The following is an 18,472-nucleotide window of genomic DNA, read 5'->3' on the forward strand; positions in this document are numbered from 1 at the left end:
GCCGACGCTAAGACGCGCTAACGCCCCCAACAACTGTCTCCCTAGACCGGGAAATGCGCTGCTGGAGGCGTGTGCGTAGGACGCGATTTAAACCGCGAAGCCGAGGGCCTGAAGTTGCTCGCGGCCCTCTTCCGTAATCATCTGCGGACCCCATGGTGGCATCCATACCCAGTTGATACGGACGGCATCGGCCAATTTATTGGCCTTGACGATGTCTTCCACCTGCTCAGCAATGACATCGGTCAATGGGCAGGCCGGCGAGGTCAACGTCATATTAATCATGACGATCTCCTTGCCATTGTCCTCTTCGAACCACAGATCATAGACAAGGCCCAAGTCAACAACGTTGATCCCGAGCTCAGGGTCAATGACGTCTCGCATAAATTCGGTGACGTCAAAGGCCTTGGAAATCTGCTCTTCGGTTTGCTCCGGTCGCTCGCCGCTGCCGGAGAAAGAGGAATTCTCGTTCTGATAAGGATCTACCGGATCAGTCATCTAGCTCTCCACTTCTGTTAGTGCATCGGCGGAAGCAGCCTGGAAGGCCTTCCATCCGAGGAGCGCACACTTTACGCGCGCTGGGTACTGGGACACTCCGGCGAAGGCTACGCCATCACCGATGAGGTCTTCATCGCCCTCGTCCTGGCCGCGAGAGGTGATCATCTTTTCAAACTCGGCCAGCTTCTCATTGGCTTGCGCGAGCGGTAGCCCAACGATTTCTTCAGCCATAACCGAGGTAGAAGCTTGCGAGATGGAACAGCCTTCCGCGTCATAGGAGACGTCCTCAACGGTCTTGCCGTCATCGGAAAGACGCACGCGCAGGGTCAGCTCATCTCCGCAGGACGGGTTCACATGGTGAACCTCAGCCTGATAAGGCTCCCTCAGTCCGGCGTGCTGCGGGTTCTTGTAGTGGTCCAGGATGACGTCCTGGTACAGGGAATCTAGGTTCATGAGGCAACTCCAAAGAATTCGCGGGCGGCCTTGATTGCTTCCACCAGCTTATCTACTTCTTCCTCGGTGTTATAGAGGTAGAAGCTGGCTCGGGCGGTGGACTGTGCCCCGCAGGCGCGGTGCAATGGCCACGCGCAGTGGTGGCCAACGCGAATGGACACGCCGTGGTCATCGAGGACCTGGCCCAAGTCATGCGGGTGAACGCCGTCCACGGTGAAAGAAATGGCACCGCCGCGGTTTTCAGTGGTTTCCGGGCCGATGATGCGCAGGCCCGGGATTTCCTTCAGCTGGCGCAGTGCGCGCTCCGTAAGTTTCTTTTCGTGCGCGTGGATATTATCCATGCCCACTTCTTCCAAAAACTTCACCGCGGCGCCGAGGCCTACTACCTGGCTGGTCATCTGCGTGCCTGCCTCAAAGCGTGTCGGCGGCTCGGCAAAGGTTGTCTCTTCCATCTTGACAATCTCAATCATGGAGCCACCGGTCAAGAAAGGCGGCAGCTTCTTGAGCAGCTCCTCCTTGCCGTAGAGGACACCAACGCCGCTGGGGCCACACATCTTGTGACCGGAAAACGCCGCGAAGTCCACATCCAAGGCGTGGAAATCTACCGCCATGTGCGGTACGGATTGGCAAGCGTCGAGTACAACCATGGCGTCAACCGCGCGGGCGCGGCGTACCAGCTCATCCACATCCGCCACAGCACCGGTCACATTGGACTGATGGGTAAACGCAACGACCTTGACGGATTCATCGAGTTCGAGCGAGTCGAGATCGATGCGACCGTCTTCGGTCATGGAGTACCACTTCAACGTAGCGCCGGTACGAGCGCAAAGCTCCTGCCACGGCACCAAGTTAGCGTGGTGCTCCAGTTCGGTGATCACAACGGTATCGCCCTCGCCTACGTAGAGGTCCCCCGCGCGTTCGTCGCTAAGCACATAAGCAACCTCGTTCAGGGCCTCGGTGGCGTTTTTGCTAAAGGCGATTTCATCGCGGTCCGCGCCTACGAACGCGGCGATAGCCTGTCGCGCGGACTCATAGGCATCATCGGCTTCTTCCGCCAACTGGTAGGAACCGCGGTGAACAGGAGCGTTCGTGTGCAACACAAACTCCTCTTCCGCCTTCCACACCGGCAGCGGGCGCTGGGAGGTAGCGCCTGAATCCAGATACACCAGAGGCTTATCACCACGGACGGTGCGCTGGAGAATCGGGAACTGCTCCCTGATTGCGTTTACATCAAATCCAGACATGAATCTTCTTAGGATAGTCTCGGTTGACCGGCCGGTGGCCGGTCCTTACTTGAGGAACTGGTCGTAGCCGTCAGACTCGAGCTGATCGGCCAATTCAGCGCCACCGGTCTTGATGACGTGGCCATCAGCGAAGACGTGGACAAAATCCGGCTTCACGTAGTTCAGGATGCGCTTATAGTGGGTAATCATCAAAATGCCACCATTGGTTTCCTTCTGGTAGCTGTTGATGCCCTCAGAAACGATGCGCAAGGCGTCAACGTCCAAGCCGGAGTCCGTCTCATCCATCACTGCGAACTTTGGCTTGAGGATATCCAGCTGCATAACCTCATGGCGCTTCTTCTCGCCACCGGAAAATCCCTCGTTAACGGAGCGGGAGATGAAGGACTTATCGATCTTCAGGTTCTCGCGGGCCTGGGTAAGCTCCTTATTCCATTCACGCAGCTTCGGTGCCTCACCACGGATGGAGGTGACGGCGGAACGCATGAACTGGGAGACCTTTACGCCTGGGACCTCAGTGGGGTACTGCATGGCCAGGAAAAGGCCGGCACGAGCGCGCTCATCGACGGGCATGTCCAGTAGGTTTTCGCCGTCGAGCAGCACCTCGCCCTCGGTGACCTCATACTTTGGGTGGCCGGCGATGGTGTAGGACAAGGTGGACTTGCCGGAGCCGTTCGGGCCCATAATGGCGTGGATCTCGCCAGAGTTGATGGTCAGGTTGACGCCCTTGAGAATTTCCTTCGGCTCGCCGCCTTCTTCCGTCGGCAGCACCTGAGCGTGGAGGTTCTTAATTTCCAGAGTAGACATAATGTGTGTGGTTTCCTTCTATGAAAGCTTTAGGCGGAGATCTTTTCCAGTTCTTCGGAAATGCGGTCTTCCAATTCCTCAGACAGGGACTGCACCGGGATGCGGTGGATGACCTCATTGAAGAAGCCACGGATGATGAGGCGGCGGGCTTCAGCCTCTGGAATGCCGCGAGACATGAGGTAGAACAACTCAATGTCATCGAAGCGACCAACGGTGGCTGCGTGGCCAGCGCCGGTAATTTCACCAGTCTCAATCTCCAGGTTAGGGATTGCATCCGCGCGAGCGCCCTCGGTCAGGATCAGATTGTTATTGGTCTCGTAGGTATCAGTGCCCTGTGCATTGGAGCGAATGAGAACATCGCCCACCCAGCAGGTGCGGGCCTCATTTTGCTTAGTACCCTGCAGCGCGCCCTTATAAAGAACATGGGAGCGGCAGTTAGGAACGGAGTGATCCACGAGCATGCGGTTCTCAAAGTACTGGCCTTCGTCCGCGAAGTACACGCCCAATAGCTCTGCGTCGCCACCTTGCTCGGTGAAGTTCACGCGCGGCACGATGCGTACTACTTCGCCGCCAAAAATGGCAGAGTTATGGCGTAGCACGGAATCGCGGCCGAGCTGGGCAACGTGGTTGGACAGGTGAACCGCATCGTCTTCCCAGTCAACGTCAACGACAACGGTCAAGTGAGCACCATCGCCCACGATGAACTCGACGTTATCCGCGTGGGTGCCGGAGCCGACATACTTCAAAATGACGGTAGCTTCGGCGTGGTGGCCTACCTCGATGGAGGTGGCGCCAAAGGACGTTACGCCCTCTCCCCTGCCGGTATAGGTGATGACGACGGGTTCTTCGACCTGAGCCTCTGCATCGATGGTGACAACCTGGCCTTCTGGCATGGAGGTCCATGCCTGTGCCGCGACACGATCAGACGGGGTACCTACACGACCCAATCGTTCATCCTCACGAGCGACGGTCTCGGAGCTTACGCCCTGGTGCTCGCTCACGGTGACATCCTGGGCTACAGCCTCAGCAAAGTCGCCATTATGCAGGCCACGGAGCTTGCGCAGGGAAACAAAGCGCCAGACCTCGTCACGGCCGTGCGGCACCGGGAAGTCCTCCACGTTGGTGGAGGTAAAGACATCACCCTTGGTGATCTTATCCGGATTGAATTCGTTCGAAGCGACCATTTTCTTTAGCCGACCGATCCTTCCATTTGCAGTTCGATGAGGCGGTTGAGCTCGAGGGCGTACTCCATCGGCAGCTCCTTAGCAATCGGCTCAACGAAGCCACGCACGATCATCGCCATTGCTTCTTCTTCCGCAATGCCGCGGGACATCAAGTAAAACAACTGCTCCTCAGAAACCTGGGAAACGGTTGCCTCATGGCCCAGCGTGACGTGGTCATTACGGATGTCGTTATACGGATATGTATCCGAACGCGAGATGTTGTCGACCAACAGCGCATCGCATTCGACGTTCGAAGTGGAATGGTGCGCGTTCTGATTGACCTGCACCAAGCCGCGGTAAGCGGCGCGACCGCCGGCACGTGCCACCGACTTGGAAACGATATTGGAAGAGGTGTGCGGGGCCATGTGGGTCATCTTGGCACCGGTGTCTTGGAACTGATCCTCACCAGCAAAAGCAACGGAGAGGACCTCGCCCTTTGCATATGGTCCGGTCATCCACACTGCCGGGTACTTCATCGTGACCTTGGAACCAATATTGCCGTCGACCCATTCCATGGTGCCGCCCTCTTCTACCTTGGTGCGCTTGGTCACCAAGTTGTAGACGTTGCTGGACCAGTTCTGAATGGTGGTGTAGCGGCAACGGCCGCCCTTCTTCACAATGATCTCCACTACTGCAGAGTGCAAAGAGTCAGACTTATAGATAGGTGCGGTACAGCCCTCGACGTAGTGCACATAGGCGTCCTCATCAACGATGATGAGGGTGCGCTCAAACTGACCCATGTTTTCCGTGTTGATGCGGAAATAAGCCTGCAGCGGAATATCCACGTGCACGCCCTTTGGCACGTAAATAAAGGAGCCACCCGACCACACGGCGGAGTTCAGCGCGGAGAACTTATTATCGCCCGCGGGGATGACGGTACCGAAATACTCCTTGAAGAGCTCTGGGTAGTCACGCAGCGCAGTGTCGGTATCGACGAAGATAACGCCCTGGCTTTCTAGGTCCTCACGAATCTGGTGGTAGACAACCTCAGATTCGTACTGGGCTGCCACGCCTGCAACGAGGCGCTGCTTTTCGGCCTCTGGAATGCCCAACTTATCGTAAGTGGCCTTAATGTCATCCGGGAGGTCTTCCCACGTCTGGGCCTGCTCCTCGGTGGACTTCACGTAGTACTTAATCTGGTCAAAATCGATGCCAGATAGGTCCGCGCCCCACGTGGGGATGGGCTTTTTATCAAAGATATTGAGAGCCTTTAGGCGCTGGTTAAGCATCCATTCTGGCTCGCCCTTCTTGGCGGAAATATCGCGTACTACATCTTCGTTTAAGCCGCGGCGAGCAGAAGCACCAGCCGCGTCCGAGTCGTGCCAGCCGTACTCATATGCACCAATGGAATCAATGATTTCATCATCGGTCATCTTGTTGTCGGGTGCCGATTGTGCCTGGGTCATGACTCGCTCCTTTCAGTATTTGTATTAACGGGTGTCAAGGGGATGTTAGTGGTACAGATTCCGTGACCTCCAGCAATGGAAGCCAAAGGCTGTACGTGTTTGCCTAATAAAGCAGAAAAGACTTCCTGTTCCGCCTCACACAGCTCTGGATGCTCGGCCGCCACGTGGGAGACCGGACAATGGTGTTGACAGATCTGCACTCCTTGGCCGGCGCGGTCCACCGTGGCGGCGTACCCGTGCTCATCCAAGACCTCGGCCAGCTTGCGAGCCACGTCTTCAACAGACTCGCCCTCTTCTATCAGAGGCCGAACATCTGCCACGAGGCGCTCAAAGCGGACTTTGGCAAAGTGTTTGACGGCCTCGGACCCGCCGACCGCGCGTAAAGCTGTCAGGGCTTCTGAGGCCAGATCATCATAAGCGTGACCGAATTGTGCGCGGCCACGATCGGTGAGGCGGAAGTATTTGGCTGGTCGCCCGCGACCAGAACCGCTGACCGCAGAGCCGCGGGGAGCGGGGCGGCGGCGCACGACCTCCGTCAGTTCCTCTTCCACCAAGTTGTCTAAGTGCCGGCGAATTCCGGCAGCAGAAAGGCCAAGGCGTTCACCCAAGTGGGAAGCGGTAACGGGCCCGTCTTTCAACAGCAACAGCATAACTTGACGGCGGGTATCACCATCCGTGGTGCGGGATTCCTTCGCCGGCTTCGGCGTAGCCACACTACGTTGCGGACTGCTCATGCTGGGACCTCCCTTCGCGCTTCAGACACTTACTGCCGCCCCGCAACGTCCTCCCGTAGCTCCGGGATGCTCGCCGCAGTTCAACAGCGCCTTCAATATTAGACAACACTAGTGTTCCTTAATTCATTCCGGAATGCCACCATTGGCCAAACTTCGGCGTGGCACGGGGGTGGCAACACTCCCCTAACGGCCCGACTCGACCGTGCTGCCCACGATGTGGGCGGGCCCGCTGGGGTTTAAGCAATTGATTCGCGTAAAGTCATATGCCATGACAGGCAAAATCCGCGGCTTATTTTCTGGCGTGAAGGCAGAGCTGCCGCAGCTGGGTACCGCTGGTTCCCGGTCGGCACGGTTACACGCCGAAGACACGGGGGCCGCCGAACCTGATTCTCGGTTTGATTTTGTCCCCGCCAATGCGGATGGCCTCAAGCGCACCACCACAGCACAGTGGCGGACATTTTTCATTCTGCGCTGGGTAGGCACGGTAGGCTCCCTGCTCATTGCGTTCGGCGCCCTAGGCGCCGGCGCACTCCCCGTGGTGGGCAATCCCTACGACAACGTGCCCTTCGGCTCCTTGATGTCCCGCATGCTGCAAACCTCCTCCGCCATAGTAATGGTGGGAGTAGGCCTATTGGTCTCCGCTTGGGTGTTCCTCGCCCCCTTTGTCGGAACCCCCTTGCGCCAACCTCAGGACAAGGCCACCGCCCCAGCGGGTGCTCGCCGTCTGGTGACCACGCATCAACTGTGGCAAACCTGGGCGGGGTGGGTCATCCCGTTGATTTTTACCGCCCCGCTATTCACCCAAGATATCTACTCCTACTTGGCTAATGGTTCCATCGTGGCACAGGGCATGGATCCATATTCTGCCGGGCCCGTTCAATTGCTAGGGGCAGGTAATAAGCTCGCCCGCTCCGTGCCGTTTATCTGGGCTAATTCCCCTTCCCCTTATGGCCCGGTAGCACTCGGCCTAGCAGCTGTGGTCAGCGCGGTTACTTCTAACTCCATCCTCTTGGGCGTTATCACCCATCGCCTATTGTCCATCGCCGGGATTATTGTTGCTGGTTGGGCCATAAGCTGTCTCGCGCGGCGCTGCCGGGTATCTCCAGAATCTGCACTGTGGCTCGGCATCCTCAACCCGCTGACCATCTTGCATCTAGTGGGCGGAATCCATAATGAGTCCATCATGTTGGGTTTGCTATTGGTGGGCATGGAACTGGGTCTCCGCGGCGTCGACAAGCTGGATGCCTCCCGACGCAGTGCCTACCTAGCCCTGGTAGCTTCCGGTTTTTGCCTTTCCTGTGCCGGAATGGTCAAGGTTACTGGCTTTATTGGGCTGGGCTTTGTGGGCATGGCCTACGCTCGCCGCCTCATCAACGCACACGGTACGGCACGCTGGAAGGCCCTGGCCTACGCCATCGCTTTGCAAATAATCGTTTTAGTAGCAACCGTTGCTCTTATTAGCGTCTGCACCGGCATTAGCTTGGGGTGGATTACCGGGCAAGGCGGGGCGGCGTCCATTCGCTCGTGGCTTTCTACGTCCACCGCCGTAGGCGTAGGTACCGGTTTTATCGGAATGCTCCTAGGCCTTGGCGACCACACCGAAGCCATTCTCACAGTCACCCGCACCTTTGGTGTTCTCGTGGCGGTAGCCTTCATGGCCCGCATGCTCTTTGCCACCTTGCGCGGCCACATCCACCCCGTGGGAGGACTCGGCATCGCCTCTTTAGTACTGGTTATCTTTTTCCCCGTCGTCCATCCGTGGTACATCCTATGGGCCGTACTACCTTTGGCCGCGTGGGCTAATAGGCTCATTTTCCGCTTCAGCGTCGTAGCCTATTCCGCAGCGATGAGCTTCTTTGTGCTGCCGCGCGGTCTCGGCCTTCCCCCCAGCACCATCACTGTGGTCTACGTGTCAGCCGCCTGTGCCTTCACTGCTATCGCCACCCTGTGGTGGGTTGCAGTGCGGCGCAGCGGAATCCGTGTCCTAAACTAATGCCACGTGAATTCCATTTCAGCCGACCGCCCAGCCCTAACCTTGGACAACGTGGTGAAGAAGTTTGGCTCCACCACTGCCGTAAACGGCCTTAGCCTCAGCGTTGCCCGGGGCGAGGTCTTTTGTCTCCTTGGCCCCAATGGTGCCGGAAAGTCCACGACGATTGAAATGTCAGAGGGCTTTCTCCATCCCACCAGCGGCACCATCGACGTCCTAGGGCTAAACCCAAGTACCGAACCAGATAGGGTGCGAGAAAAGGTCGGTATCATGCTCCAAGGCGGCGGTTCCTATTCCGGCATCCGCGTGCTAGAAATGCTGGAGCTTTCTGCCCGATACAGCGCCCGGCCTCTCTCCCCGCAGTGGCTACTAGAAACGTTGGGGCTTGAGGGGGTGGCTCGCACCCCTTATCGCAGGCTATCTGGAGGACAACAGCAACGCCTGTCCCTCGCCTTGGCTATCATCGGACGACCCGAGTTGGTTTTTCTGGATGAACCTACGGCAGGCATGGATGCACAATCCCGGTTGGCGGTCTGGGACCTAGTCCGAGCCCTGCAGCGGGATGGCGTAACCATCGTTCTAACCACCCACCTGATGGATGAGGCGGAGTCGCTGGCAGACCGCTTGGCCATCATGGATCATGGTCAGCTGGTAGCTCACGGCACCCCCGCAGAACTTACCGCCCAGACGGAATCGGCAGGGCTTAATTTCAGCACCGACATCGACGTAGATATGGAGGCCCTAGCTGCGGCGGGGATTAATGCCACCAAATCCCGTCCCCTGCATTACCGCTTGAGCCAAGCCGGCACTCCCGAGACCATCGCCACGCTCAGCGCTGAGCTCGCCCGCCAAGGAGTCTTACTGCGGTACTTAGATGCGGCCCACCGCAATCTGGAAGAGGTATTCCTTGACCTCACGGGCCGCCACTTGCGCAGCTAGCTGCAATCCCATCTTGGGAAAATATTCAATTCATTGTGTCGAGGAAAGAAGCCATTTATGAGCACCACCTTTAAACCCGGGACCTTTACTCCCGCCCCCAAGCGGACCAGCGCCGGCGCTATGCTGCTCGCGCAAGGCACGATGGAAGCTAAGCTCATGCTGCGCCACGGCGAGCAGCAACTGCTCAGCGTCATCATTCCACTGGCCATCCTCATTGGTGCGGCCCACTTGGAGTCCGTTACCAAGCACGGCCTGCACGAGGTTTTCCCCATGGTGCTTGCAGTTGCGGCCACCTCTGCGGGCTTTACAGGTCAAGCTATTTCACTTGCCTTTGACCGACGCTACGGGGCCCTCAAGCGCACCGGGGCATCCGGGGTGCCGGCATGGGCCATTATCGGCGGCAAAATCCTCGGCGTGCTCACGATGGTGGTATTCCAAATCCTTGTCTTGGGCATAGCCGCCTTCATTTTGGGTCTGCGTATCAGCGCGGGTGGGGTGTTGCTCATGCTCCTCTCCCTTTTCTTTGGCGTCGCGGCTTTTACCGCCATGGGGCTACTGCTTGGCGGCACGCTTAGTTCAGAGATGGTGCTCGCGCTGGCCAACCTCATCTGGTTCCTGCTCCTCGGCGTGGTCGGGTGGACCCTATACTCCCAGGGATTGGGCGATAATGGCATCCTCAACGTGGTCCCCACCGTCGCTCTGGCTGGCGCACTTACCGACGCCTCCAATTCCACCTTCCCCGGCCTCGAACTTATTTCCTTGGTAGCTTGGCTCGCCGTGGCGTCGTTCGCAGCGGTCCGTTGGTTCCGCTTCGAGGGCTAAATGTGACTTTTGTCCGGTTCCGCCCGAAACAAGAGGAATTTTTATGCCCAAAATCTCCCGACTAGTAGGATGCTATGCGTGAATTACTGGACAAAAATCAAGCGCTTCTTTAAAGAAGCCGCCCCTACGCTGCAGCAACAGCGCCTCATCGCGCTCATCCTTCTCTTATGCCAGGGTGGCATTACCGTGTCTGGGTCCATTGTCCGCGTGACCGGCTCGGGACTCGGCTGCCCTACCTGGCCCGAGTGCCAGCCTGGCTCCCTTGTCCCCATGGAAGGCGCCGCTCCTGCACTGCACCAGGCCATCGAGTTTGGTAACCGCCTGCTCACGTTCGTCGTCACCGCTGCGGCGGTAGCCGCCGTCATCGCCATGCGCATGGCACGTCGGCGCACAGAGCTTAAGGTGTATGCATGGCTCAATGTCGCTGGCATTGTGCTACAGGCGGTCATTGGCGGAATTTCTGTCCATCTCGACCTGCGCTGGTGGTCTGTAGCACTGCACTTCCTGCCATCAATGCTCTTGGTATGGCTGGCGGCAATGCTCTATTCCCGCATCTTGGAACCCGATGACGGAACGCCACGAGCACGATTCCCCCAGGCGATTCGCTTACTCGCTGCAGTCGCTACCGTTGCCCTCAGCATTGTCCTTATCACCGGCACTATGGTTACCGGTTCGGGCGTCCACTCTGGCGATTCCGGGGTCGGAATGGAAGGCCGCTTGCAGGTGGATACCGAAGCCATGGCCGTCACCCACGCCATGTGCATGTACGCCTACCTGACGCTTACCGTGATTACCATCTTCCTGCTCTATAAGAACCGTGCCCCACAGGACGCGAAGAAGGCGGGCTGGGTCCTCATCGCCTGCATCCTTATCCAGTGGGCCGTAGGCGTCTACCAGTTCTATATGAGCATTCCGCGCTGGACTGTTCCTTTCCACATTGGGCTATCCTCCTTTGTCACGGCCTATACCGCACTACTGTGGGCACACGGCGTACGCCGTACCGATGGCACCGCAGATCTCATCACCGGCTCCCCTAGCGGCGATGAAAAGTACGCCGCACGCCAAGCCTCGCTAGAAGCAGCACGCGTGACGGCTTAACGCGCAGCGCAACCAGCCGGCCGAAGTCCTGCACTCGGCCGGCTTTTTGCGCTAGCCTGGCTATATGCACGCAATTCAGGTCACAGAAACCGGCGGACCAGAAGTACTTCGCTATACCGAAGTTCCCGCCCCCACCCCGAATGACGATGAGGTCTTGGTAGACGTCATCATGGCCGGCGTCAACTACATCGATACCTATTACCGTGAGGGTATCTATAATGCGACCGCCCCTTTCATTCCCGGATTCGAAGGTACTGGGCGAGTCGTCCACGATCCAAAGGGAGAAATTGCGGAAGGCACAATGGTGGCGTGGAACCAGGCCTTCGGCTCCTACGCCGAAAAGGTCTGCGTCCCGCGCGAGGGACTGGTGGCAGTCCCAGACGATTTCCAACCTGAGGTCGCAGCATCCATGTTGCTCCAAGGCATTACCGCGCACTATCTAGCGCACGGGGTCTATCAATTGGGCGAAGGTGCTTCTTGCCTGATTACCGCCGGTGCCGGCGGCGTGGGGCAAATCCTCACCCAGATGGCATCGTCGCTAGGTGCTACCGTTTATACGGTCGTGTCCACGGACGAAAAGGAAGAACTATCCTACGCGGCCGGGGCGGATAAGGTTTTTCGCTACGGCGAGGGGCTCGCCGAGCAAGTTCGCCGCTACAACGGTGACAAGGGCGTCGACGTGGTTTATGACGGCGTCGGCAAAGCTACCTTCCAGGAATCGCTAGAGGCAGTACGCCCACGCGGCACCGTCGCGCTTTTTGGTGCCGCCTCTGGCCCGGTTGAGCCTATCGACCCACAGCTGCTGAACAAGCATGGGTCCATCTTCCTGACGCGGCCTTCCATCGGCGCATGGACGGCACAAGAAGGCGAGTTTCAAATGCGCGCCCAAGCAGTCGTCCAAGCTGTCATGGACGGCGACCTACGCTTTAACGTCACGGCCTCCTATCCTTTGGCAGAAGCCGCTGCGGCTCACCGCGACCTGCAGGAGCGCAAGACTACCGGCTCCATCGTTCTGCGCGTCCAAGACGGCGACGGAGACGGGGACAAGGACTAGGTTTCACCCACCTACACCTAGAGCGCGGGAGAAAAGCAGCACTGCTTCTCCCGCGCTCTTTTTGCCCCGCTCTTGGAATGGGGCACAGTTAGAATAACGTGGCCGACCAGCCCAGCATCCGGCCCAAGGGCTCCCAGCCTAAGACTGCGTCGATGGACAAACCGATAAAGAGCACCGAAAGGTAGTTATTGGAGTAAATGAACAAGCGCATCGGTTTAACCTTGGCGCCATTTTTAACTCCCTTATGCAAACGGATAGCCATCCACAGGAATACCGCACCCGAAGCAAGCGCTGCGACCAAGTAGATCCACGATGCTGCGGGGACGATGAGTAGGGTCACGATCACCGTTCCCACGGTGTACCACACGATCTGGCGAGTGACTTCCGCTTCGCCTGCCACTACAGGCAGCATCGGCACGCCGGCTTTTCGGTAGTCTTCCTTGTACTTCATGGCCAGCGCCCATGTGTGCGGCGGAGTCCAGAAGAAAATAATGAGGAAGAGCACCACTGCCTGCCACCAGCGGTCAGGCTCTCCGGCTGGGGCGTTATCCCGAATTACGGCCCAGCCAACCATGGCCGGCATACAGCCTGCGAGGCCGCCCCAGACGATGTTTTGCGCATTGCGCATCTTCAAAAACTTGGTGTAGACGAAGACATAGAAGAAGTTCGTCAACACGACGAAGAAAGCTGCGAGCCAAGAATGGGCAAGGAGGCCCAGCCACAGCACGGAAAGGATGAGCATTACCCAGGCGAAAATTGCTGCGTTTCGCTTAGAAATCTTGGCCCTTACCAACGGGCGGGCTCTCGTGCGCTGCATTTTTTGATCCAGCTCGTAGTCCACGACGTTATTAAACGTGTGGGCGGCGGCAGCGCCCATCCAACCGCCAAAAATGGTCGACACGATAAGCCAGATATTGTCTGAAACGGCCTCCACGCCGCGCTGCGCTTGGAGCATCGCCGGGATTGCGGCCACGAGGAGGAGCTCAATGATCCTCGGTTTCGTTAGCGCAAAATAGGCCTTGATGGTCTCCAAGGAATTCCTCCACTATCTGAACGTTGGTGAACTGTGCCTCGCACGTATCCTGCGCGCGGTCACCCCTAGCGGTCGCACATGCCCGTGAAAAAGTTCCAGTTCTCTCACTCACATTTTTCGGCGCAGGCGCGAGAGGTTACAGACCCATGTCCGCTAGATTTGGCACACGCTTTTGCGTGCTCGCGTGCACCGCTTAGCCATGCCAGCATACCGGTTATGCCTGGCTTTCTATAATTGCGCACCGCCGGCTAAAAAATTACTAGACTTAATAAAGTTAAGTACTTTTTGCCTAGACGTAAGCGAGGCTTTTCGTGTCGAAAGATAAGTTGTCCCCAGAGCTCCAAACTATGGTTGAGCGCCGTTATCCGGAGGATTGGTCGGAGCTTGACACCCGCGCTATCGACACCGTGCGAGTACTAGCCGCCGACGCGGTACAAAAGTGCGGTTCCGGTCACCCCGGCACGGCAATGTCACTCGCTCCCCTCGCCTACACGCTCTACCAGCGGGTCATTAATCACGATCCCGCTGACGTGCACTGGGCTGGCCGCGACCGCTTCGTACTTTCGGTCGGCCACTCTTCCCTTACCCAGTACATCCAGCTCTACTTGGGCGGCTTTGGCTTGGAAATGGAAGACCTCGAGCAGCTGCGCACGTGGGGGTCACGCACCCCAGGCCACCCCGAGGTCCACCACACCGACGGTGTTGAAATCACCACTGGCCCCCTCGGCCAAGGTCTAGCGTCCTCCGTTGGAATGGCCATGGCGGCGCGTAAGGAGCGCGGCCTTTTCGATCCAGAAGCCCCTGCTGGTGAATCCCCCTTCGATCACTACATCTACACCATCGCCTCCGATGGCGACCTACAAGAAGGCGTTACCGCGGAGGCTTCTTCTCTGGCTGGCACGCAAAAGCTGGGCAACTTGATCGTCTTCTGGGACGATAACCGAATCTCTATTGAAGACGATACAAATATTGCCTTCAATGAAGATGTGGTGGCCCGATATGAGGCCTACGGCTGGCACGTCCAAACGGTGGAATCCGGAGAAGATGTCGTAGCCATTGAGGCTGCTGTCAAGGCTGCTCAAGCAGAAACCGATCGTCCGTCCTTCATCCGCGTAAAGACGGTTATCGGCTACCCTGCCCCGAATAAGATGAATACCGGCGGTGTCCACGGTGCTGCGTTGGGCGATGACGAGGTAGCTGCCACCAAGGAAGTCTTGGGCTTTGATCCGGAGCGCAGCTTCCACATCGATGATGAGGTCATTGCGCACACCCGCATGTTGCGCGAGCGCGGCGCAGAAAAACACTCTGCGTGGCAAGAAAAGTTCGACGCATGGGCTGCAGCTAATCCGGAGAGTAAGGCACTTTTTGACCGCATGAATGCGCGCGAATTGCCGCAAGACTTCAGTGCTGATCTACCGGAATGGGAACCAGGCGAAACTTTGGCAACCCGCAAGGCTTCTGAAGCCGCCATCCAGGCCTTGGCTGCTTCTCTGCCGGAGATGTGGGGCGGTTCTGCCGACCTTGCCGGTTCTAATAACACCGTGATCAAGGGCGCGGATTCCTTCGGCCCCGCGGCCATTACTACCGATATGTGGTCGGCTCAACCCTATGGCCGCAACCTGCACTTCGGTATTCGCGAGCACGCAATGTCTGCGATTATGAACGGTATTGCCCTGCACGGTAATACCCGCGTCTACGGCGGCACCTTCCTTATCTTCTCCGAGTACCAGTACCCGGCTGTGCGCTTGGGTTCCCTGATGTCGACCGATACCTACTACGTGTGGACCCATGACTCCATCGGTTTGGGCGAAGATGGCCCTACCCACCAGCCAGTAGAGACTCTTTCTGCCCTGCGTGCCATTCCCAACCTGTCCGTTATCCGCCCTGCGGATGCCAACGAGACTGCACAGGCATGGGCGGCAGCCCTTGAGTACAAGGCCGCGCCTAAGGGCCTGGCGCTGAGCCGCCAGGGACTACCAGTGCTGGAAGGCACCAAGGAAAAGGCGCATGACGGCGTCCGCCGCGGTGCCTATGTTCTGGTGGAAGAGTCCAAGGAGACACCAGAGGTCATCCTTCTTGCTACAGGCTCTGAGGTGCAGCTGGCTGTCGCTGCCGCGAAGGAGCTAGAGGCAGCTGGAACGGCGACCCGCGTTGTGTCCGCACCCTGCCTCGAGTGGTTTGATGAGCAGGATGACGCTTACCGCGAATCTGTGCTCCCCAGCAAGGTGCAGGCGCGCGTTTCTATTGAGGCCGGTAATGCAATGTCATGGCATAAGTACACCGGTTCCTTTGGCCGCAGCATCTCCATTGAGCACTACGGCGCATCTGCTCCTGCAGGCGAGCTCTTTGAAAAGTTTGGATTCACCACTGCAGCGGTAGTTGAGGCGGCACAGGAGTCCCTAGCCGCCGCGAATAAGTAACCCCTAACAGGACTGGATAAGGATAAAGCATGAACCATATCTCGGAACTTGCCCAGCTGGGAACCTCGACCTGGCTTGATGATCTTTCTCGCGAGCGTCTCGTTTCCGGCAACCTCAAGGAAATCATTTCGACCAAGTCCATTGTGGGCGTGACCACCAACCCAGCGATTTTCGCTGCGGCGATGACCAATGGCACCGCTTACGACGCCGAGCTGGCAACGCTAAAGGAGTCAAAGGCCAGCGCCGATGAAGCGGTATACGCCCTTGCCATTGAAGACGTTCAAAATGCGTGTGCCCTCTTTGCGGATATTTACTCCTCCACTGATGGGGCAGATGGCCGTGTATCCATAGAAGTCGATCCGCGAATTTCGGATGACCCTACCGCCACACTCGAACAGGCCCGTGAGCTGTGGTCGAAGGTCGATCGCCCTAATGTCATGATCAAGATTCCAGCCACCACCGGCTCCCTCCCAGCAATTGAGGATGCCCTGGCGGAAGGTATCAGTGTCAATGTCACCCTCATTTTCTCTGTGGAACGCTACCGCGCTGTCATCGAGGCCTTCTGTACCGGTCTCAAGCGTGCCGCCGAGTCCGGAAAGGACGTCACAACTATCCACTCCGTAGCGTCCTTCTTCGTTTCCCGTTTGGATACCGAAGTAGACAAGCGCTTGGAGGCCATTGGCAGCGAGCAAGCCCTAGCACTGCGGGGCAAGGCGGGCGTCGCCAATGCACAGCGCGCCTATGCCCTCTTCCAGGACACTTTGCTTGACGACGCCGACTTGCCAGAAGGCTCCCACCTTCAGCGTCCATTGTGGGCTTCGACCGGTGTGAAAAATCCCGATTACCCAGCCACCTTGTACGTATCTGAGCTAGCCGGTCCGCATACGGTCAACACCATGCCGGAAAAGACCATCGATGCGGTTCTCGACCAAGGCAATCTTCACGGAGATGCCCTATCGGACAGCCGCGAGACGGCAGAAGGCGTCTTTGCCCAGCTAAACGAGGTTGGCATTGATTTCGACGATGTCTTTGCCGTGCTAGAGCGCGAGGGAGTAGAAAAGTTTGTTGCCGCTTGGAATGAACTACTTGCTTCCATCGAGGAACGACTCGCGTAAACTAGCCGTGTGACTTGTGCCCCGCCGAAAATTCGGCGGGGCATTCTGCCGCTAGAATATTAGCGAGCTAAAAGCCCATAAACTCAGGAAGGATTCTTCGTGACCGACTCAGCCGCTTGGGTCAACCCCTTGCGCAATGCCAGCGACAAGCGATTGCCGCGAATCGCAGGACCCGCGGGCATGGTCATCTTCGGCGTTACCGGTGACCTAGCATATAAAAAGCTACTGCCCGCAATCTACGACCTAGCGAGCCGAGGTCTCTTGCCCGCTGGTTTTACCCTGGTGGGTTATGGTCGCCGTGACTGGGACAAGGTCGCATTTTGTGACTACGTTCGGTCAGCTGTAGTGGCGGGCTCGCGCACCGAATTTAATGAAGATGTCTGGCAGCACCTGTCGCAGGGCATCGAATTTGTCCAAGGTTCCTTCGATGATGCCGGCTTCGATCGCCTCTCCGCCCGCTTGGGCGAGCTAGACCGAGAGCGAGGAACCGGCAGCAACTGGGCATATTACCTTTCCGTTCCACCGGAGTTTTTCTCCAATATCTGCCACCAGCTGGAGCGGGTGGGCATGGCCAACTCCGTTGCAGACTCATGGCGCCGCGTCATCATTGAAAAGCCTTTCGGCCATGACCAGGAATCTGCACGCAAGCTCAATGAGATTGTCAACGCTGTCTTTCCTGAGTCCGCGGTGTTCCGCATCGACCACTATCTGGGCAAAGAAACGGTACAAAATATCTTGGCTTTGCGCTTTGCAAATCAGATTTTTGAGCCTATGTGGAATGCCCACTATATCGATCATGTCCAAATCACCATGGCTGAAGACATCGGCCTAGGCGGTCGCGCTGGCTACTATGATGGCATCGGCGCAGCTCGAGACGTCATCCAAAACCATCTTTTGCAGCTCTTGGCCCTCGTCGCGATGGAAGAACCGTCGTCCTTCGAGCCGGAAGAATTGCGGGCTGAAAAGGTAAAGGTCTTGCGCGCTACCCATGCCGTTCACCCTCTGAATAAGACCACTGCTCGCGGCCAATATTCCGCGGGGTGGCAAGGCTCCGAGTTTGTCAAGGGGTTGCGCGAGGAAGAAGGCTTCGATCCGGAATCCACAACGGAGACCTACGCTGCCTGTACCTTGGAAGTCAACTCCCGCCGCTGGGGAGGAGTACCTTTCTACCTGCGGACGGGCAAGCGCTTAGGCCGCAGAGTGACCGAGATTGCGCTAGTTTTCAAGGCGGCTCCTAACCAGCCATTCGTCGATGGTCAAACCGATGCGCTGGGCAGAAACGCGGTCGTTATCCGCGTGCAGCCGGATGAGGGTGTCACCATGCGCTTTGGTTCCAAGGTGCCCGGCTCCACTATGGAGGTGCGCGACGTCAATATGGACTTTGCCTACGCTGAGGCCTTTACCGAGGAATCCCCGGAGGCCTATGAGCGATTGATCTTGGATGCCCTCTTGGACGAGTCTTCGCTATTCCCCACCAATGAAGAGGTAGAACTTTCCTGGTCGATTTTGGACCCCATCATCGACTACTGGGCCGAAGCAGGACAGCCCGAGGAGTACCGCGCTGGCACCTGGGGACCAGAATCCGCCGATAAAATACTGCGTCGCCGGGGTCACTCCTGGCGCCGCCCATAGGAGGGACGCA

Annotated in this window: 16 protein-coding genes; 8 read left to right on the plus strand and 8 right to left on the minus strand. The window is 57.8% G+C overall.

Annotated elements, in window-relative coordinates; genetic code table 11:
* Nucleotides 1-87 precede the first annotated feature (87 nt).
* The 7 genes from MHK05_RS00005 to MHK05_RS00035 are packed head-to-tail and all read right to left on the minus strand — an operon-like array spanning nucleotide 88 to nucleotide 6,359.
* Nucleotides 88-495, minus strand: coding sequence for a metal-sulfur cluster assembly factor (locus MHK05_RS00005; protein WP_023021516.1), 408 nt, complete (start codon nucleotides 493-495; stop codon nucleotides 88-90).
* A complete protein-coding gene (sufU, locus tag MHK05_RS00010; protein ID WP_239203992.1) occupies nucleotides 496-948 on the minus strand; it encodes a Fe-S cluster assembly sulfur transfer protein SufU in 453 nt (150 codons plus the stop codon).
* On the minus strand, nucleotides 945-2,192 hold the full coding sequence (locus MHK05_RS00015) for a cysteine desulfurase (RefSeq protein WP_239203994.1): 1,248 nt from the start codon (nucleotides 2,190-2,192) through the stop codon (nucleotides 945-947). The genes sufU and MHK05_RS00015 overlap by 4 nt, the downstream gene beginning before the upstream one ends.
* A 45-nt stretch (nucleotides 2,193-2,237) precedes the next feature.
* Complete coding sequence (gene sufC, locus MHK05_RS00020) at nucleotides 2,238-2,996, minus strand: Fe-S cluster assembly ATPase SufC (RefSeq protein ID WP_023021513.1); 759 nt, start codon at nucleotides 2,994-2,996, stop codon at nucleotides 2,238-2,240.
* A gap of 29 nt (nucleotides 2,997-3,025) precedes the next feature.
* The gene (gene sufD, locus MHK05_RS00025; protein WP_239203996.1) at nucleotides 3,026-4,180 is read right to left on the minus strand and encodes a Fe-S cluster assembly protein SufD; all 1,155 of its coding nucleotides are present in this window, start codon (nucleotides 4,178-4,180) and stop codon (nucleotides 3,026-3,028) included.
* Nucleotides 4,181-4,185: 5 nt separating this feature from the next.
* Entirely contained in the window at nucleotides 4,186-5,625 is a 1,440-nt protein-coding gene (gene sufB, locus MHK05_RS00030; protein WP_023021511.1) for a Fe-S cluster assembly protein SufB, read from the minus strand.
* On the minus strand, nucleotides 5,622-6,359 hold the full coding sequence (locus MHK05_RS00035; RefSeq protein WP_239203998.1) for a helix-turn-helix transcriptional regulator: 738 nt from the start codon (nucleotides 6,357-6,359) through the stop codon (nucleotides 5,622-5,624). Before MHK05_RS00035 ends, sufB begins: the two co-directional genes overlap by 4 nt.
* A 268-nt stretch (nucleotides 6,360-6,627) precedes the next feature.
* Here MHK05_RS00035 and mptB point away from each other — a divergent pair, with 268 nt between their 5' ends.
* From mptB to MHK05_RS00060, 5 genes are all read left to right on the plus strand, one after another.
* The gene (mptB, locus tag MHK05_RS00040; RefSeq protein ID WP_239204000.1) at nucleotides 6,628-8,352 is read left to right on the plus strand and encodes a polyprenol phosphomannose-dependent alpha 1,6 mannosyltransferase MptB; all 1,725 of its coding nucleotides are present in this window, start codon (nucleotides 6,628-6,630) and stop codon (nucleotides 8,350-8,352) included.
* A 6-nt stretch (nucleotides 8,353-8,358) separates the two neighbouring features.
* Entirely contained in the window at nucleotides 8,359-9,288 is a 930-nt protein-coding gene (locus MHK05_RS00045; protein ID WP_239204002.1) for an ABC transporter ATP-binding protein, read from the plus strand.
* 57 nt (nucleotides 9,289-9,345) lie between these two features.
* Nucleotides 9,346-10,110: an ABC transporter permease gene (locus MHK05_RS00050; RefSeq protein ID WP_239204004.1), complete on the plus strand. Its 765-nt coding sequence runs from the start codon at nucleotides 9,346-9,348 to the stop codon at nucleotides 10,108-10,110.
* A 69-nt stretch (nucleotides 10,111-10,179) separates the two neighbouring features.
* A complete protein-coding gene (locus tag MHK05_RS00055) occupies nucleotides 10,180-11,208 on the plus strand; it encodes a COX15/CtaA family protein (protein WP_239204006.1) in 1,029 nt (342 codons plus the stop codon).
* A 64-nt stretch (nucleotides 11,209-11,272) separates the two neighbouring features.
* Complete coding sequence (locus MHK05_RS00060) at nucleotides 11,273-12,262, plus strand: quinone oxidoreductase family protein (RefSeq protein WP_239204008.1); 990 nt, start codon at nucleotides 11,273-11,275, stop codon at nucleotides 12,260-12,262.
* An 88-nt stretch (nucleotides 12,263-12,350) separates the two neighbouring features.
* Here the strand turns inward: MHK05_RS00060 and MHK05_RS00065 are convergent, their stop codons facing one another.
* The gene (locus MHK05_RS00065) at nucleotides 12,351-13,295 is read right to left on the minus strand and encodes a heme o synthase (RefSeq protein WP_239204010.1); all 945 of its coding nucleotides are present in this window, start codon (nucleotides 13,293-13,295) and stop codon (nucleotides 12,351-12,353) included.
* Nucleotides 13,296-13,642: 347 nt separating this feature from the next.
* Between MHK05_RS00065 and tkt the strand changes: the two genes are divergently transcribed.
* The 3 genes from tkt to zwf all read left to right on the plus strand — a co-directional run bounded on the left by tkt (nucleotide 13,643) and on the right by zwf (nucleotide 18,462).
* The gene (gene tkt / locus MHK05_RS00070; RefSeq protein ID WP_239204538.1) at nucleotides 13,643-15,715 is read left to right on the plus strand and encodes a transketolase; all 2,073 of its coding nucleotides are present in this window, start codon (nucleotides 13,643-13,645) and stop codon (nucleotides 15,713-15,715) included.
* Nucleotides 15,716-15,744: 29 nt separating this feature from the next.
* Nucleotides 15,745-16,830: a transaldolase gene (gene tal, locus MHK05_RS00075; protein ID WP_239204012.1), complete on the plus strand. Its 1,086-nt coding sequence runs from the start codon at nucleotides 15,745-15,747 to the stop codon at nucleotides 16,828-16,830.
* Between the two features lie 99 nt (nucleotides 16,831-16,929).
* Nucleotides 16,930-18,462: a glucose-6-phosphate dehydrogenase gene (gene zwf, locus MHK05_RS00080; protein ID WP_023021501.1), complete on the plus strand. Its 1,533-nt coding sequence runs from the start codon at nucleotides 16,930-16,932 to the stop codon at nucleotides 18,460-18,462.
* The last annotated feature ends 10 nt before the right edge of the window (nucleotides 18,463-18,472 follow it).

This window comes from Corynebacterium nasorum (assembly GCF_022347325.1).
Taxonomy (GTDB): domain Bacteria; phylum Actinomycetota; class Actinomycetes; order Mycobacteriales; family Mycobacteriaceae; genus Corynebacterium; species Corynebacterium kefirresidentii.